The organism is Streptomyces sp. NPDC101152, from assembly GCF_044768275.1.
GTDB lineage: Bacteria > Actinomycetota > Actinomycetes > Streptomycetales > Streptomycetaceae > Streptomyces.
On the sequence record NZ_JBIWPO010000005.1, the window covers coordinates 128,768 to 144,124 of the forward strand.

Annotated in this window: 17 protein-coding genes and 1 pseudogene; 12 read left to right on the top strand and 6 right to left on the bottom strand. The window is 68.3% G+C overall.

Annotated features, from left to right (window positions below):
• The first annotated feature begins 7 nt into the window (after positions 1–7).
• From ACIRVK_RS08615 to dmpG, 8 genes are all read left to right on the top strand, one after another.
• Complete coding sequence (locus tag ACIRVK_RS08615; RefSeq protein WP_356348062.1) at positions 8–1,336, top strand: aromatic ring-hydroxylating dioxygenase subunit alpha; 1,329 nt, start codon at positions 8–10, stop codon at positions 1,334–1,336.
• Positions 1,333–1,875, top strand: a complete 543-nt coding sequence (locus ACIRVK_RS08620; protein WP_404244700.1) for an aromatic-ring-hydroxylating dioxygenase subunit beta — start codon at positions 1,333–1,335, stop codon at positions 1,873–1,875. Before ACIRVK_RS08615 ends, ACIRVK_RS08620 begins: the two co-directional genes overlap by 4 nt.
• Positions 1,872–2,243 carry a bifunctional 3-phenylpropionate/cinnamic acid dioxygenase ferredoxin subunit gene (locus tag ACIRVK_RS08625; RefSeq protein ID WP_404244701.1) on the top strand — a complete coding sequence of 124 codons (372 nt, stop codon included), beginning with the start codon at positions 1,872–1,874 and terminating at the stop codon, positions 2,241–2,243. The genes ACIRVK_RS08620 and ACIRVK_RS08625 overlap by 4 nt, the downstream gene beginning before the upstream one ends.
• Positions 2,230–3,018 (top strand): 3-(cis-5,6-dihydroxycyclohexa-1,3-dien-1-yl)propanoate dehydrogenase, encoded by a 789-nt coding sequence (hcaB, locus tag ACIRVK_RS08630; protein ID WP_404244702.1) that lies wholly within the window; start codon positions 2,230–2,232, stop codon positions 3,016–3,018. The genes ACIRVK_RS08625 and hcaB overlap by 14 nt, the downstream gene beginning before the upstream one ends.
• A gap of 75 nt (positions 3,019–3,093) precedes the next feature.
• A complete protein-coding gene (locus ACIRVK_RS08635; protein WP_404244703.1) occupies positions 3,094–4,530 on the top strand; it encodes an MFS transporter in 1,437 nt (478 codons plus the stop codon).
• A 435-nt stretch (positions 4,531–4,965) separates the two neighbouring features.
• A complete protein-coding gene (locus ACIRVK_RS08640) occupies positions 4,966–5,769 on the top strand; it encodes a 2-keto-4-pentenoate hydratase (RefSeq protein WP_404244704.1) in 804 nt (267 codons plus the stop codon).
• Entirely contained in the window at positions 5,766–6,707 is a 942-nt protein-coding gene (locus ACIRVK_RS08645) for an acetaldehyde dehydrogenase (acetylating) (RefSeq protein WP_404244705.1), read from the top strand. The genes ACIRVK_RS08640 and ACIRVK_RS08645 overlap by 4 nt, the downstream gene beginning before the upstream one ends.
• Positions 6,704–7,729, top strand: coding sequence for a 4-hydroxy-2-oxovalerate aldolase (gene dmpG / locus ACIRVK_RS08650; protein WP_387782141.1), 1,026 nt, complete (start codon positions 6,704–6,706; stop codon positions 7,727–7,729). Before ACIRVK_RS08645 ends, dmpG begins: the two co-directional genes overlap by 4 nt.
• Before the next feature lie 723 nt (positions 7,730–8,452).
• On the opposite strand, the gene ACIRVK_RS08655 is transcribed toward dmpG, so the two are convergent.
• Entirely contained in the window at positions 8,453–8,794 is a 342-nt protein-coding gene (locus ACIRVK_RS08655) for a hypothetical protein (protein ID WP_404244706.1), read from the bottom strand.
• 48 nt (positions 8,795–8,842) lie between these two features.
• Here ACIRVK_RS08655 and ACIRVK_RS08660 point away from each other — a divergent pair, with 48 nt between their 5' ends.
• Positions 8,843–9,574 (top strand): hypothetical protein, encoded by a 732-nt coding sequence (locus ACIRVK_RS08660; protein ID WP_404244707.1) that lies wholly within the window; start codon positions 8,843–8,845, stop codon positions 9,572–9,574.
• A 24-nt stretch (positions 9,575–9,598) separates the two neighbouring features.
• On the opposite strand, the gene ACIRVK_RS08665 is transcribed toward ACIRVK_RS08660, so the two are convergent.
• The 3 genes from ACIRVK_RS08665 to ACIRVK_RS08675 all read right to left on the bottom strand — a co-directional run bounded on the left by ACIRVK_RS08665 (position 9,599) and on the right by ACIRVK_RS08675 (position 10,930).
• Positions 9,599–9,880 (bottom strand): hypothetical protein, encoded by a 282-nt coding sequence (locus tag ACIRVK_RS08665; RefSeq protein ID WP_404244708.1) that lies wholly within the window; start codon positions 9,878–9,880, stop codon positions 9,599–9,601.
• Between the two features lie 85 nt (positions 9,881–9,965).
• Positions 9,966–10,337 (bottom strand): DoxX family protein, encoded by a 372-nt coding sequence (locus ACIRVK_RS08670; RefSeq protein ID WP_365218631.1) that lies wholly within the window; start codon positions 10,335–10,337, stop codon positions 9,966–9,968.
• Positions 10,338–10,450: 113 nt separating this feature from the next.
• Positions 10,451–10,930 (bottom strand): MarR family winged helix-turn-helix transcriptional regulator, encoded by a 480-nt coding sequence (locus ACIRVK_RS08675; protein WP_404244709.1) that lies wholly within the window; start codon positions 10,928–10,930, stop codon positions 10,451–10,453.
• 154 nt (positions 10,931–11,084) lie between these two features.
• On the opposite strand from ACIRVK_RS08675, the gene ribA reads away from it, so the two are divergent.
• The 3 genes from ribA to ACIRVK_RS08690 are packed head-to-tail and all read left to right on the top strand — an operon-like array spanning position 11,085 to position 13,028.
• Positions 11,085–11,756, top strand: a complete 672-nt coding sequence (gene ribA, locus ACIRVK_RS08680; RefSeq protein ID WP_387782130.1) for a GTP cyclohydrolase II — start codon at positions 11,085–11,087, stop codon at positions 11,754–11,756.
• Positions 11,757–11,793: 37 nt separating this feature from the next.
• Positions 11,794–12,081 (top strand): DUF2218 domain-containing protein, encoded by a 288-nt coding sequence (locus tag ACIRVK_RS08685; protein ID WP_356357702.1) that lies wholly within the window; start codon positions 11,794–11,796, stop codon positions 12,079–12,081.
• Positions 12,078–13,028 carry an NADP-dependent oxidoreductase gene (locus ACIRVK_RS08690; protein ID WP_404244710.1) on the top strand — a complete coding sequence of 317 codons (951 nt, stop codon included), beginning with the start codon at positions 12,078–12,080 and terminating at the stop codon, positions 13,026–13,028. Before ACIRVK_RS08685 ends, ACIRVK_RS08690 begins: the two co-directional genes overlap by 4 nt.
• A 496-nt stretch (positions 13,029–13,524) precedes the next feature.
• Here the strand turns inward: ACIRVK_RS08690 and ACIRVK_RS08695 are convergent, their stop codons facing one another.
• Positions 13,525–14,529, bottom strand: a complete 1,005-nt coding sequence (locus ACIRVK_RS08695; protein WP_404244951.1) for a hypothetical protein — start codon at positions 14,527–14,529, stop codon at positions 13,525–13,527.
• Between the two features lie 375 nt (positions 14,530–14,904).
• Positions 14,905–15,351, bottom strand: a pseudogene (locus ACIRVK_RS08700) (TniQ family protein); the annotation flags it as partial.
• Between the last annotated feature and the right edge of the window lie 6 nt (positions 15,352–15,357).

Below are 15,357 nucleotides of genomic sequence, written 5' to 3' on the forward strand. Positions count from 1 at the left end.
GCGGGACATGTTCGACATCGCCGACCTGGTCCAGCCCGACAAGGGGCTCATCGACCCAAGCATCTACACCGATCCCGAGATCTACCAGGCCGAGCTGGCGAACGTCTTCGCCCGGAGCTGGCTCTTCCTGGCCCACGACAGCCAGTTGCCCAAGAAGGGCAGCTTCCTGCAGACCTACATGGCCGAGGACCCGGTCCTGGTGGTCCGTCAGCGGGACGGCTCGGTCAAGGCGTTCCTCAACCAGTGCCGGCACCGGGGCATGCGCATCTGCCGTGCCGACGAGGGTGTGGCCAAGGCATTCACCTGCAGCTATCACGGCTGGGCGTACAACATCGCCGGTGAGCTGGTCAGCGTGCCGATGGAGGACCGCGCCTACCACAACGAGATCGACAAGTCCCAGTGGGGACCGCGGCAGGTGCCGCGCATCCACAACTACAAGGGCTTCTACTTCGGCACCTGGGATGACGAAGCCCCCTCCTTCGAGGAGTACCTGGGCGACATGGCGTGGTACTTCGACGCCATGGCCGACCGCTACGACGACGGTCTCGAACTCGTCCCGGGCGCGACCAAGTGGGTCATCGACGCCAACTGGAAGTTCGCCGCCGAACAGTTCGCCAGCGACATGTACCACGTTCCGATCTCCCATTCCTCGGGGTTCGTCGCGCTGTTCGAGGACCCCGAGATCCGGGCGCTGGCGGCGGGAGCCCTGGCAGCCCCGGGCCGTCAGTTCAGCGGGAACGGTCACGGTTCGGGGTCCGGTCTCCGTCCCGACCTCGTGCCCGACCCGGCCGGCCCGGCCTTCGACGCCTTTCTCATCGAGCGCCGGGAGGAGATCTACCGCCGCCTCGGCGAGCAGCGCGCCCTGGCGGTGTACGGGCACAACACCGTGTTCCCCAACTTCTCCTGGCTGGCGACCAACAACACGATGCGGGTGTGGCACCCGCGCGGACCGGGCCGTATCGAGGTGTGGTCCTGGGCCTACCTGCCCAAGAACGCTCCCGAAGAGGCCAAGCGGGCGTCACGGCTCAACACCGTCCGCACCTTTTCGCCAGCCGGAGTGTTCGAGACCGACGACGGCGAGAACTGGACCGAGGTCCAGCAGGTCCTGCGCGGCCACATCGCGCGGCAGACCACCTTCAACGCGCAGATGGGACTCGGTCACGAGCAGCGCGACCTGGACGGCATGCCAGGCCGGACGGCCGGTGACATGTTCACCGAGATGGCCGGCCGCGGCATGTACCAGCGCTGGGCCGACCTGATGTCCGGCCTGAGCTGGCAGGAGATCGCCGAACTGGACAAGCGGCGGCGTGAGCAGGAGGAGGCGAAGCAGTCATGACGACAGAGACAATCCCGGTCCCCGCGCTCGTCAGCGTGGAGACCCAGCACCGGATCGAACAGTTCCTCTACGCCGAGGCCGCCTTCCTGGACGACCACCGGTTCACCGAGTGGCTGGAGTTGTTCACCGACGACGTCCACTACTGGTTGCCGACCCGTGTGACGCGCACCGTCCGCGAACGTGACATCGAGATCGCCGGGCCCGACGGCGCGGCGTTCTTCGACGACGACAAGGCGTTCCTCGCGGGCCGGGTACGCCGTCTCACCTCCGGCCAGGCCTGGTCGGAGGAGCCGCCGTCACGGACCCGGCGGCTGCTGACCAACGTCCGCGCGACGGAACTGGACTCCGGCGAGTTCGAGGTGCGCGTCAACTTCCACGTGCTGCGCAGCCGCCTGGAACTCCACCAGGACAGCTTCTCCGGCGAGCGCACCGACCTCCTGCGTCCGGCCGGCATCCCGCTGGGATTCCAGATCGCCCGCCGCAAGATCGTCCTGGACACCACGACCCTGCCCGCCCCGAGCATCAGCGTCTTCCTATGAGTACCTCCTGGATCCGCGCCTGCGGCATCGACGACATCGACGACGGAGAAGCCTTCCGCCTGGACACCGTGCCCCCGGTCTCGGTGTTCCGTTCCGGGGACGAGTTCTTCTGCCTCGACGACACCTGCACCCACGAGGACTACTCGCTGGCAGACTCCTGGGTCGAGGACTGCACCGTGGAGTGCCCCCTCCACCAGGCCAAGTTCTGTCTGCGCACCGGCGCCGTCCTGGCACAGCCGGCGACCCGGCCGCTGGCCACCCACGAGATCAAGGTCGAAGGCACCGACATCTACGTCCGTATCGATCGCGAGCGTGCAGAGCACAGGGAAGAAGAGCACAGGGAAGGAGCGCACCATGGGGCGGCTTGACGGCACGTCCGCGGTGGTCACCGGTGGTGCCTCCGGGCTCGGCCGCGCGATCGTCGAGCGCTTCGTGGCGGAGGGGGCGCGGGTCGTTGTCCTCGACCGCTCGAAGGTGCGGCTGGATGAGCTCTCCAAAGAGCTGGGCGACGCGGTACGCACCATCGCCGGTGACGTGCGGTCGTTCGAGGACAACAGCCGAGCCTGCGCCATCGCCGAACGCGAGTTCGGCGGACTGGACGCCTTCATCGGCAACGCAGGCATCTGGGACTTCGGCAGGTCTCTGATCGACACACCCGCCCACGTCCTCGCCGACGCCTTCGACGAACTGTTCGCCGTCAACGTCAAGGGCTACCTGCTCGGTGCCAAAGCGGCCGTCGAGCCGTTGCGCAAGTCGAACGGAACCCTCATCCTGACCCTCTCCAACGCGGCGTTCTTCCCCGCCGGCGGCGGACCGCTCTACACGGCCAGCAAGCATGCCGCTCTCGGACTGGTCCGCCAGCTCGCCTACGAGCTGGCCCCGGAGGTCCGTGTCAACGCCGTCGCCCCCGGCGGGCTGGCCACCGATCTGCGAGGGCCCGGAGCTCTGGGGCTCGCCGACACATCGATCACGGATGAACTCCCCATCGACACCATCCTCCGCGAGCACTCGGCCCTGCGCACCGCGCCGGAACCCGCCGACTGCACCAGCCCGTACGTGCTGCTGGCCTCCAAGGAGGCCCGGACCTTCACCGGCACGGTGATCGACATCAGCACCTTCGGCACCCCGCCCCGCCGACAGTAGGCGTTCACCTTGCCCGCCCGGGCCGCCCGGGCGGGCTCCGTATGCCCTTGGCCGGGCCATCCTCCGGGAACACAGTTGACCAGTACTTCCTCCCAACAGGCGGCGGACTCGACCGTCGACCAGCGCTCCTCCCGCCTGATCCTTGCCGCTCTCGCGGTGGCGGGGTCACTGGTGGCCGTCCACCAGACGACCGTGACACCGCTGCTGCCCGACCTCGCCCGCCACTTCGACACCTCGTTGACGGCCGTCTCCTGGGTCTTCACCGCGCCGCTCCTGACCGGAGCGGTCGCAACCCCACTGCTGTCGCGCCTGGGCGACATGTACGGGAAGAGACCCTTGATCCAGCTGACTCTCAGTCTGCTCCTGACGGGCTCGGTCGTGTGCGCGTTCGCCCCCTCACTGGGCGTCCTCATCGCCGGACGGGCGCTCCAAGGGGTAAGCGTGGCACTGTTCCCGCTGGCCATCGGCCTGATCCGGGAGGTGCTACCACCCGACCGTGTCATGAACGGTATCGGTGTCGTCAGCGCCACCATGGGAGTCGGCGGCACCCTGGGAATGATCATCACAGGACTGGTCACCGCAGTGACGGACGGTTTCCGCCCCGTGTTCTGGGTGGCCATCATCCTCAGCGTGACCGCCCTGACGCTCATCGCCCGATGGGTGCCGTCCGGCGGCGCCCGGCATGGCGGCAAGCCGGACTATCCGGGTGCCGCCCTCCTCGCCCTGACCCTGGTCTGCCTGCTCCTGGCCATCAGCAAGGGCAACACCTGGGGATGGACATCCGGCCGGGTACTCACCCTGTTCGGCGCCGCTGTCCTTCTGGGCGGAGCGTGGACGCTGACCGAACTGAGAGTCACCCAGCCGCTGGTGAGGCTGTCCCTGCTCGTCGGTCACCGCTCCCTGTCAGCCAACACGCTGTCGCTTCTGCTGGGCTTTTCGATGTACGCCTCCTTCACCTTGGTCGCGAACCTGGTGCAGACGCCTCGAAGCGCCGGATACGGCCTGGGAGGCTCCATCCTGGATGTCGGCCTGTACTCGCTGCCGATGATGGTGACGACGCTGTCGGCCGCGGGCCTGGCGAGTCGTCTCGCCCGCCGGATCGGCCAGGCGTTCACCATCGCCGTGGGCGCGGTGATCTCCGGATGTTCGTTCCTCTGGCTCGCGCTGTCGAACACCCATGGCTACGACTTCCTCGGGCAGGGGGCCCTCCAGGGGCTCGGTCTCGGGATCTCCCAAGCGGCCCTCGGTGTCCTGGCCGTCGAGCATGTTCCCCTGGCCCAGAGCGGAATCGCCAGCGGGATCAACTCCCTGGTGCGCACGGCGGGAGGAGCGATCTCCGGCGCGGCGGTCGGGGCTGTTCTGGGTGGAAGCGCGGCGACTCTGCACGACTATGTTCTGTGCTTCGTCTTCATCGCAGGCACTTCCTGGCTCGCGGGCCTGATCGCCGTGGCCCACAGGTTCGCCTACAACGGCAACACGGCAAGGCCACTGCCGTCAGCCCGCACGCCGTAGGGCCCTGGACGGCGTCGCCGTCCGGCGCCTTGAGGGGGCCGGCGTAGCGCAACGCGTTCCGCACGACGGCTCGGCGGTGAAGGGGCAGCACCCCGCGGGGCGCGCGATCCCGTGCCGCTCAGCACCCACCGCACCTCCGTGGAGCGGGCCGCGAGGCCACCGTCGCGACGCGCGTACTGGCCAGCGGAACGCCCGCTAGGACGGAAGGCGGTCCAGGGGCGAACGTGCTCTTGTGCTTGCTGCTGTCGCCACGGCTGGACCGCCGAGGGGGTGGTCCAAGTGGCTCCGCCCACGAGGTCCGCACCTGGATCGCCGCCTGTGCCTCCGCGGCCGCGACGTCGGGACCGTACGCGATGACCTCCCGTTTCTACGAGGCGATCCCGGCGCGGATCGCCGGGGTCGCGACAACTACCGCGAAAGGACTGTGAAACCGGCATGGCAGTGGACTCGAAAGTGATCGCGCAGGCCGCCGCGCGACTGACCGGCGCCACGGAACGAGGCCGCGCTGTCGCCCCGGTCCGCGATCTGCTCGGCGCCCAGGACATCGGTGCCGCCTACGCGGTACAGCAGGAACTGACCCGGCGCAGGCTGCGCCGAGGAGCTGTGATGGTTGGCCGGAAGATCGGCCTGACCTCGCCCGCCGTGCAACGCCAACTGGGGGTCGATCAACCGGACTTCGGTGTGCTGTTCGCCGACATGGACGTCTCCGCCGAGCCGGAGGTGCCGTCCGCGCGGCTGCTGCAGGCCAAAGCGGAGGCGGAGATCGCCTTCGTCCTCAGGGAGGACCTGGCCGGCGGCGACCTGGACCCGGCGCAGGTGCGGGCCGCGGTCGACTACGCCGTCGCCGCGCTGGAGATCGTCGACAGCCGCATCGCCGACTGGGACATCACCCTCGCCGACACGGTCGCCGACAACGCCTCCAGCGGCCTGTACGTCCTCGCCGAACGCCGGCTCACGCTCGACGAGTTCGAGCCGCGGGAGACCACCATGCGGATGTACGCCGACGACGTCCTCGTCTCCGAGGGCTCAGGCGCCGCCTGCCTGGGCGACCCGCTCAACGCTCTGGCCTGGCTGGCCCGCACCGCGCGGGAGTTCGGCGAGCCGCTGCGTGCCGGGCAGGTCGTCCTCTCCGGCGCTCTGGGCCCGATGGTCCCGGCGCCTCCTGGCACTCGCATCCGGGCCGAGATCAGCTCGCTCGGCGAGGTCACCGCCGCATTCTCCGAGAAGAGGGACGCATGACACCCCGTAAGACCAAGGTCGCCATCATCGGCTCGGGCAACATAGGCACCGACCTGATGATCAAGATCCTGCGCCTGTCGGACACGCTGGAGGTCGCCGCCATGGTCGGTATCGACCCGGCCTCCGACGGCCTTGCCCGTGCCGCCCGGTTCAAGGTGCCCACGACCCACGAGGGCGTCGACGGCCTGATCGCCATGGAGCACTTCGACGACATCGAGGTGATCTTCGACGCGACGTCGGCCAAGGCGCACATTGCCAACGCCCACAAGCTCGGGCCGTACGGCAAGAAGCTCATCGACCTCACGCCCGCCGCGATCGGCCCGTTCGTGGTGCCTCCGGTCAATCTGGGCGCCCAGCTCGACGCGGGCGTGGACAACGTCAACATGGTCACCTGCGGTGGACAGGCCACCATTCCCATGGTCGCGGCCGTCTCCGCCGTCACAGACGTGCACTACGCCGAGATCGTGGCGTCCATCGCCTCCAAGTCGGCCGGCCCCGGCACACGCGCCAACATCGACGAGTTCACCGAGACCACGGCGCACGCTATCGAGTCCGTCGGCGGCGCGGCGCGCGGCAAGGCGGTCATTGTCCTCAACCCGGCCGAACCACCGCTGATCATGCGGGACACGGTGTTCTGCCTCATCGGCGACGCCGACCAGGACGCCATCCGCACCTCCGTCAAGGAGATGGCCGAACAGGTCGCTCAGTACGTGCCGGGCTACCGCCTGAAGCAGGAGGTGCAGTTCACTCCGGTGGACGCTGCCGAGCCGGTGCACACGCTCGTCCCGCAGGGAGCCGGTCCGGTCACCACCCGGGTGTCGGTCTTCCTCGAGGTCGAGGGCGCCGCCCACTACCTCCCGGCCTACGCCGGGAATCTCGACATCATGACGTCGGCCGCCCTGCGCGTCGCCGAGTCCTTCGCGGAGGCCAAGCGATGAACCGCAAGATCTACATCCAGGACGTCACCCTGCGGGACGGCATGCACGCCATCCGGCACCGCATCGACCCCGCCGACGTCGGCCGTATCGCCGCCGCCCTCGACGCGGCCGGCGTCGACGCCATCGAGGTCGCCCACGGCGACGGCCTGGCGGGCGGGTCGCTGAACTACGGCCCGGGCAGCCACACCGACTGGGAGTGGATCGAGGCCGCGGCCGACGCGATCGACAACGCGGTCCTCACCACACTCCTCCTGCCCGGTATCGGCACCATCGCCGAACTGGAACGCGCCCACGCCCTCGGCGTGCGCTCGGTCCGCATCGCCACCCACTGCACCGAGGCCGACATCTCCGCCCAGCACATCGCCAAGGCACGCGAGCTCGGCATGGACGTCTCCGGTTTTCTGATGATGAGCCACATGGCCCCGGCGACCGAACTCGCCGCACAGGCCAAGCTGATGGAGTCCTACGGCGCGCACTGCGTGTACGTCACCGACTCAGGCGGCCGCCTCACTCTGGACGGGGTGCGCGAGCGGGTCCGCGCCTATCGGGACGTGCTCGACGAGACCACCGAGATCGGCATCCACGCGCACGAGAACCTCTCGCTGTCGGTGGCCAACAGCGTCATCGCCGTCGAGGAGGGCGTCACCCGGGTCGACGCCTCCCTCGCCGGACAGGGTGCCGGCGCCGGCAACTGCCCCATCGAAGCCTTCATCGCGGTGGCCAACCTCCAGGACTGGAAGCACGGCTGCGACCTGTTCGCGCTCCAGGACGCCGCCGACGACCTGGTACGCCCCCTGCGTGACCGCCCCGTCCAGGTCGACCGGGAGACTCTCACCCTCGGCTACGGTGGCGTCTACTCCTCTTTCCTGCGCCACGCCGAGATAGCCGCCCAGCGCTATGGCGTGGATGCCCGCGAGTTGCTGCTGGAGGTCGGCCAGCGCGGCCTGGTCGGCGGCCAAGAGGACATGATCGTGGACATAGCACTCGACCTGCTCGCGGCTCGGTCCACACGGGGCGCCTGACCAGAGGTGTCCGTACACGCCATGTAGTTGCGGGTGCTGCAGAACCCCATTCCTCGCGGGGTGATCGACCGTGGGTGCCAGAATCGAAGCGGGACGGAGTCACCTGCGCTCGAGGCATTTCACGTCGGATGAATCAAGACGCCTCGAGGTGGGCGCGGTACCGTCTCGTCAACCACGACCTTGAACGGTTCAGGGAAACTGATCCATTCGGTCTGGCCGAGGCGGTTCCGCGCCGCAGTGTCGCTGGTTGCGTGGGTGGCGATCAGTGCGATCGAACTGCTCAACTATGCTCAGGCCCTGCAATCCGCCGGAGTCCTCGTGCTCCAGCCTGAGCTGTCGATCAAGACGTTGTGCTGACCACGACGTCGTGGAAGCACACCGGACGGGTATACAGCGCGCCGCTCGGCATGCCCGCTCCCGCCGACGCACTGGCGCCTCTTGGCGAGACAGGCACCCCCAGTGGGACCGGCTGGACCCGTCTGCCACCATCACGCAACAGTTCAACACCAGGGCCTCTCGATTCTCGCTGGATTCGACAACCGGGAGTTACCAAGAGGCCTTTCGGCCATGCCTCCCATCGCTCAACGAGCGCATAGAGAAAAGGCAGTTGGCCGGAGTGAACCGACAGACAGTACCGGCCCCGTTGGAGTTGGGCGATCCGTGTGAAGGACGTCTCTGAAGCGGCCGTGGCGTGCGGGCATCGACTATGAGAAGACCCAGTTCCTAGCGCACGTATGAAGCCGCACGCAAAGGGTCGACGCGCTGACAGAGGAGGCGGAAGCGCTCGCCCAAGAACACATCGAGGTCCAGCGGCTCCTGGACGAGGCGAAGGAGAACGAGGGAGAGGCACGTCAGTCTGCCGAACGCCTCCAGGACAGGCTGGAACAGGCCACGGGACCCAAGACGGCACTGGAATCCGAGCCACGGCTGACTGAGCTCCTCGACGGCGAACGAGTCGACCTCGACCAGGACGCGCACCTCCTGGTCGAGCGTCTTGCCGGAGCGATCGCCGAAGCCGAACGGGAACACGTTGCGCTGCGGATCGAGGACGCCCGTGACGATCAAGCCCGGCTTGCCCTGGCCGATGGGCGGCTGCTGCCTCCGCCGGCCGTCGTGACCGAAGCCTGCCGGATCCTGAGGGACCGGCAGATCGACGCCTGGCCGGGCTGGGAACGTCTTGCGGACTACCCCCAGCGCAAGCGCGAGGAGTTCACAGCCAGGGCTCCCCATCTCGTCAGCGGGGTCCTGCTGAACTCTGGTGGTGATGTGAGTGAAGCCCGTGACATCCTCGCCGCGCTGACACCCCAGCCCACTGCTTACGTTGCCGTGGGCACCAGCGAGGCACTCGAATCCCTACAGGCCGGGCAACCGAACGGCGTCGCGTTCACTCTCCCCTTCCATCCCGCGCTGTACGACCACGCCGCAGCCGAAACCGAACACCGGGCCGTTGAGGAGCGGTGCTCCCGACGTATACAGCGCCTCGCCGAGGTCGTGGCCTCCAAACGCAGGGACGAGGCACTCAGGCACCGGATCGCCACATGGCGGGAGAGCTACCCGCCTGGTCCCTCGCAGCCCTGTCCGAAACAGCTGCTGTGGCCGCCAGACTCGACGACATCGCCCAACGACTGGCCCAGATCCCGGGATGGTCGGACCTGGCCCGTGCCGCCGAAGTACGACGAGATCAGCAGAACGAAGCGGCTGACCAAGCCCTGCGACGCGGACATGGACGGCCTGAAAGGCCTTATTCATTCAGCCTTTCGACTGAATGTGCAGGGGAATTCCCCATCGGGGAATTCGTTGGGTGGCTTATGTCGGCCCCCGTTGGGGGCCTTGTTTTGGGTGTGACCGTCGCGCCGCGTCTTGCGTCCGTCACCGGTGACGCCGGCGGCAGCCTCGTCGACCACCTGTCCCAGGTGGGCCGTGAGCAGTTCGTCGTACCGTGCTCGCCGCGATGATCGCGCCCAGGCCGGTCGCGTCGAGCAGGGCGACGAGCCCGCTGGAGTGCAGGGAGCCCATGACGTTGGTCAGCTCCGGAGGCGTCCGCGTCGCGATCTCGGCGGCACCGTCGGCGCCGCGGACGACCTCGATGTCGGCCGTGCGATGCGCCGGTATCGGTTCCAGCAGCGTGCGGGCCAGCGCCGTCCTGTCCATGGCCGCAGCCTGGCAAGTGCCCCTTACGAAGGGTGACCCCGGGGGCAACAGGCGGAGGCCCTGCCCCCGGGGTCGGCGTCGCCGATCAGAACGCGTACGGGCCGAAGCGACCCCAGGCGACCAGCACGAGCAGGGCTATGTAGATCAGGTTCACGGCGGCCAGCGAGGTCTCGGAGCGGCGGAGATGGACCACGGAACCGCCGCCGGCGAGCGCGATCCCGCCGAGTGCCGCCCACGGGACCAGCACCGGAGCGATGTCGGTGGCGCCCGGCAGGATCAGCCCGAGGCCGACCAGCGCGTCCAGGGCGCCGATCGCCTTCACGGCCGGGTCGGAGAACTGCTCGACCCAGCCGAAGGTGGAGGCGAGCTTCTTCTTGTCGGTGAAGATCTTCATCGCGCCCACGGCCAGGAACGCGGCGGTGAGCAGGGACTGAACAATCCACAAAAAAACGTTCACAGAGCACTCCGGCGAGAGGCAGGGAGAAGGCGTTCAAATTTGAACATGCGCAAGGTAGCACAGTGTTCAGATTTGAACTACCAACTCCCGGCCGCCTCGGCCGGACACCCGGACTACCGCGTCACAGAGGGGGCTCCCTCGCCCCGTGCGCGGCGGGCGACCTCGTTCAGGCCGTCGGCCAGAACGCCGAGCTGTTCCGGAGTGAAGGCTTCGAGGAAGAACTCCCGCACGGCTGCGATGTGCCCCGGGGCCGCCTGCTCCAGCATGCGCCGGCCGTCGTCGGTGAGGACCGCGTAGACCGCACGCGGATCACCGGAGCACCCGCGCCGCCGCACCAGACCGGCCTTCTCCAGCTGGGCGATCTGGTACGTCAGTCCGCTCTTGGTGGTGTGGAGCGTCTCGGCGAGCGCGCCCATGCGCATCTCGCGGTCGGGGGCGGAGTCGAGGCGGACGAGGACCACGTACTGCAGGTGGGTGATCCCCGAATCCTCCTTGAGCTGCTGATCCAGCCGCCGGTCCAGCGACACCGCGGCGCCCACGAAGGCGTACCAGGCTCGCGCCTCATGCTCGTTCAACAACCCGGGGTCCGTCATGCATCCACGCTACCTCGTCAGTTCAAATTCGAATCGATGTGACAGAGGCCACACCGGGCCGCCTGTTTCAAATTTGAAGCATGCAGGGTATGGTCCAGGATGTCGCTTCAAATTTGAACTTGCACTCGCTTCGCATCATTCCCCAGGAGCAGCCATGGACACCACGCCTTCCGCCGCGCACACCCTGCTCGCCGACGCCTCGGTGCGCTCCCGGGTGACCATCCCGCTGCGCTTCGCCGACGGCTACGAGGTCACCGCCGAGGCGGTCACCTTCCACGGACTGGCCGACGGCAAGGAGCACGTCGCGCTGATCCTGGGCGACCCCGCGGCTGCCCCGGCGCCGTTGGTGCGGATGCACTCCGAGTGCCTGACGGGCGACGTGTTCGGCTCGGCGCGCTGCGACTGCGGTCCGCAACTGCGCGAGGCGGTCGAGCGCATCGCGGCCACCGGCGGGGTGCTGCTCTACCTGCGCCAGGAGGGCCGCGGCATCGGCCTCTACAACAAGCTGGACGCCTACGCCCTGCAGGACGCGGGCCTGGACACGTACGAGGCCAACACCGCCCTCGGTCTGCCCGAGGACGGCCGCGACTACACCGCCGCCGCGCAGATGCTCGCCGCGCTCGGCCTCGCCGAGTTGGACCTGCTCACCAACAACCCCGACAAGGCACGCCAGTTGCGTGACCTCGGGGTCCCGGTGCGCTTCGTGGAGCCCACCGGCGTCTTCGCCACCGACAGCAACATCCGCTATCTGCACGCCAAGGCCGAGCACACCCACCACACGATCCGGCTGCCCGAGACGGCCGCCTTCGCCCCCCTGGCCGGCTGACCCCGACCCCACCCCTCTCTCACCCCGGAGTTCCGTCATGCCCACATCCCTCGGCCGCGTTGCCACCGACGCCGCCCCGCGCTACGCCAAGCAACTCGCCTCCCACTTCGGCGGCAAGATCCCCACCGAGGAGACCCGCGACGGCGGGCACCGCCTCACCTTCCAGCAGACCGACGTCCTGCTCGAGCCCGCCGACGACCACCTGCTCATCCGCGTGACCGCACCCGACGCGTCCTCCCTCACTGCCATCGAGAGCGTCGTGGGCAGCCACCTCGAGCGCTTCGGCCGCCGCAACGAACTCACGGTCGTCTGGGAGCAGTCATGAAGGCCGTCGTCATCACCGCCTTCGGAGCCGAGCCGCTCCTCAGCGATCTGCCCGTTCCGGAACCGGGACCGCGCGAGGTGCTGGTCCGCCTGCGCGCCGCCGCGCTCAACCCCTTCGACTGGAAGGTCGCCGACGGAGCCCTCAAGGGCGCGGTCGAGCACGACTTCCCGCTGGTCATGGGTTCCGACGGCGCCGGTGTCGTCGAGCGCGTCGGAGCCGGGGTGAACCTGTTCCGGCAGGGCGACACCGTCTACGGCCAGTTCATGAACGTAGCCCGCGGACGCGGCTCCTACGCCGAGTACGCCCTGGTCTCCGAGGACGGCAAGATCGCCCGCATACCGGACGACCTGCCGTTCACCGTCGCCGCCGCCCTGCCCACCGCGAGCGCCACCGCCTACCAGGCCATCGAAGCCGCCCGTCTCGACACCGGGCAGGTCGTCCTCGTCAACGGCGCCTCCGGAGGCGTCGGCCAGTCCGCGATCCAGTTCGCCGCCCACCAGGGAGCCCGGGTGCTGGCCACCGCCGCCCCCGACGTCGCCGCCCGTCTGCGCGACCTCGGCGCCCACGAGACCCTCGACTTCACCGCCGCGCCGGTCGCCGAGCAGGTGCTCGCCGCCCACCCCGAGGGCATCGACGCCGTCCTCGACCTCGTCAGCCACCCGGGCGACGACGGCATAGACGCCCTCGCGACCCTGCTCAAGCCCGGCGGCAGACTGATCAGCACCAACCACGCCGCCGACGTCGAGGGGCTGGCGGCCCGCGAGATCCACGGCGTCAACCTCTCCAGCAACCCCAGCCGGGCCGAACTGGAGGCACTCGCCGACCTCGCCGCCGCCGGAAAGCTCCGCATCACCGTCGACAGCGAGATCCCCCTGGCCGACGCCCCCGCCGCCGTGGCCCGCGCCCGCTCCGGCCACTCCCGCGGCAAGACGGTCATCCTGCCCTGACCGGCAGGATGACACCGGCGCCTGGCCGGCACGGCCCGTCGGGATGCACGGGGCTGTTGACCGGCAGACACCTTCAGTCCCGGTGACAGGCGGGCCGACCAACGCGAGCGAGGGCCGACAACGATGGCCCAACGGCTCCATCCACCGCGACACCACGACCAGTCACACGGCACGACGTATCCGCACGCCCAGCCGTAACGGCGGACGGCACCGCCCTGCGGCGCGGTCCGCTGAGGCGGTGGTCTCGTCGAGGCCCGTGAGCTGTTGACCGGCGTCCACGGCTGGCTCGGAGAGGGCTGCCGTTGCTCCTGGCCGGCGCGGACCGCGGCGCGTGGGAGGTCTGGGCGGTGCCGCGGCCCGGGCATGTGCGCAGTGGTTGTCTGGGATGCTGCTGAAGGCCGCATCAACGCCTGCGTCGTGGAAGTCGTGTGCGTCGCCGGACGGTGGGAGCCCGAGGGTGAGATCCCCTCGGGCCACCCGACTGGTTGACCGTAGGTTATCTGCCTGCACCCGAGTCGATGTCCCGGGCGAGCTGTTGGGCATATTCGGCGAGGAGTTTCCGTAGGTCGGCGTAGTGCCGAAAGGTATCTGGCCGGACGAGGTTGTACCAGGTGGTGTTGCGGCGAAGAGCCCATTCGCGTTGGACGTCTTGAGGCTGTTCGGCCTCAATGGGGCGCGGGGCGAAGAGGTGCTCGCCTTGTGTGACCTGTACCCAGATGAATACGGAGGCGTCCTGACGTTTGCGGTCGCCGACTGCCGGCCGAATGGGGCCGGGGATGGGTGGTAACTCGCTGACCAGGGCGTCCCATTCGTCAGGAGGCAGAGCCCAGTCTCTGAGTGCCTCACGTCGGCGCTGGTAGTCGATGAGTGGTCGGTGGGGTGCTCGGAGTTCGGTGCTGAGCTCGCGGAGGACCCGTTCGAACTCGGCCGGGTTGCGGCCCGCGCGTTCCCAGCGTTGGAAGTCGGTGTTGGATCTGAACCGCACGCGGTCCGGGGCTATGCCGAGGTAAGTCGCGGCCTCATCGAGGGGTCCGCCTATGGCCCACTGGACGAGCCGGACCGCAGCGGTTCGACGCAAGACCTTCGGGGCGATTCCGGCAATGGGTGCGAAGTATCTTTCATGCCAGTCCGGTTCCAGGTATGCCGGGATGTGTTCTGGTCGGTAGTCGTCCCGCAGTGGTGCTCGGAGTCCTTGTGGGCCGCCGATTTTGCGGTAGGTGCGTGTCAATGGTTCGGCCGCGTCTCGGAATCGCCGCGAGCATGAGTTTTCATGGCGGGCGTAGATGCGTACCCAGGGCGTGCGTGTCGGCCGCTCTCCAGGGGTGTGGACGAGCTGGGAAAGGTGCTCGGACAGATCGTTTGTTTCGAGTAAGGAGTGTGCGGCGCGTAGGAGTCCGGCACAGGCGATCGGGTCACGGGGCGGTACATCGCGCAAGCGATGGTGCTGCAGACCGTTGCTGGTGCCGAAATTCTCTGAAGTGGAGTGGAGGTACGCGGTCACATACCCGGAGAGGGTGGTGTCGAGAAGATGCTGCCCTACTGGCCAAGTAAGGCCGATCAGTGCGGTGGCCAGCCGGAGATCCGTGAAGTATTCGGATGCGTCCGTGGCCGGAGTCGGCGGTTCGAGGTGGGCAAGCAGGGACTGCTGGAAGCGAAGGATGCTCGGTGTCGGGTGTGGCTGACGGCCGGGATCCGTAGTAACTCGCTGATCGAGTCTGCCGCCGCAGGCGCGGGACTTTCGTTTCTGCGTTGGGGTGTCGATCGTCCACCGGCATTGTGCTGGGTGCAGGCTGTGATCGTTGGCCCGCTCGATCAGGCGCCCTGATATGGCGCGCGGCTGCCCGCAGTGCGGGCAGCCTGCTTCCAGATAGGTCTGGTGTTCTACGCAGCTGAAGACAAAGGGTAGGTGCCAGAGCTTGTGCCAGGAGCCGCCGTGGAGTTGCTGGGCCGGGGTCCCGTCGCCCGCCAGGCAGGAGGGGCAATACCGCGGGGAGCCGACGAAGAGCCATGGGTCCGGCCTCTTCGGTCCCGGTCCGGGCACGGACAAGGCGATGGGGGGATACCGGTCTCGCCACTGTGTCAGTGTTAGTGCCGACACTTCCTCGGCTGTCTGGCGGGTCAGTCGGGCGAATCCTTGGGCCTCCGGCCCGGTGAGATTCAGAAGCAGACTGCCTGGGATGTGATGAGCTTGGACGCGATCGGTCCAGCCCGCCGCACGGATCAGTTGCAGAGGCGGGAGGCTGAGGCGATGCCCTAGCCGAAGCAGGTAGCTGACAAGGGACTCTCCTGAGGCAGGTTCGAGACTCCGGGGCAGTGGATGCATTACGGC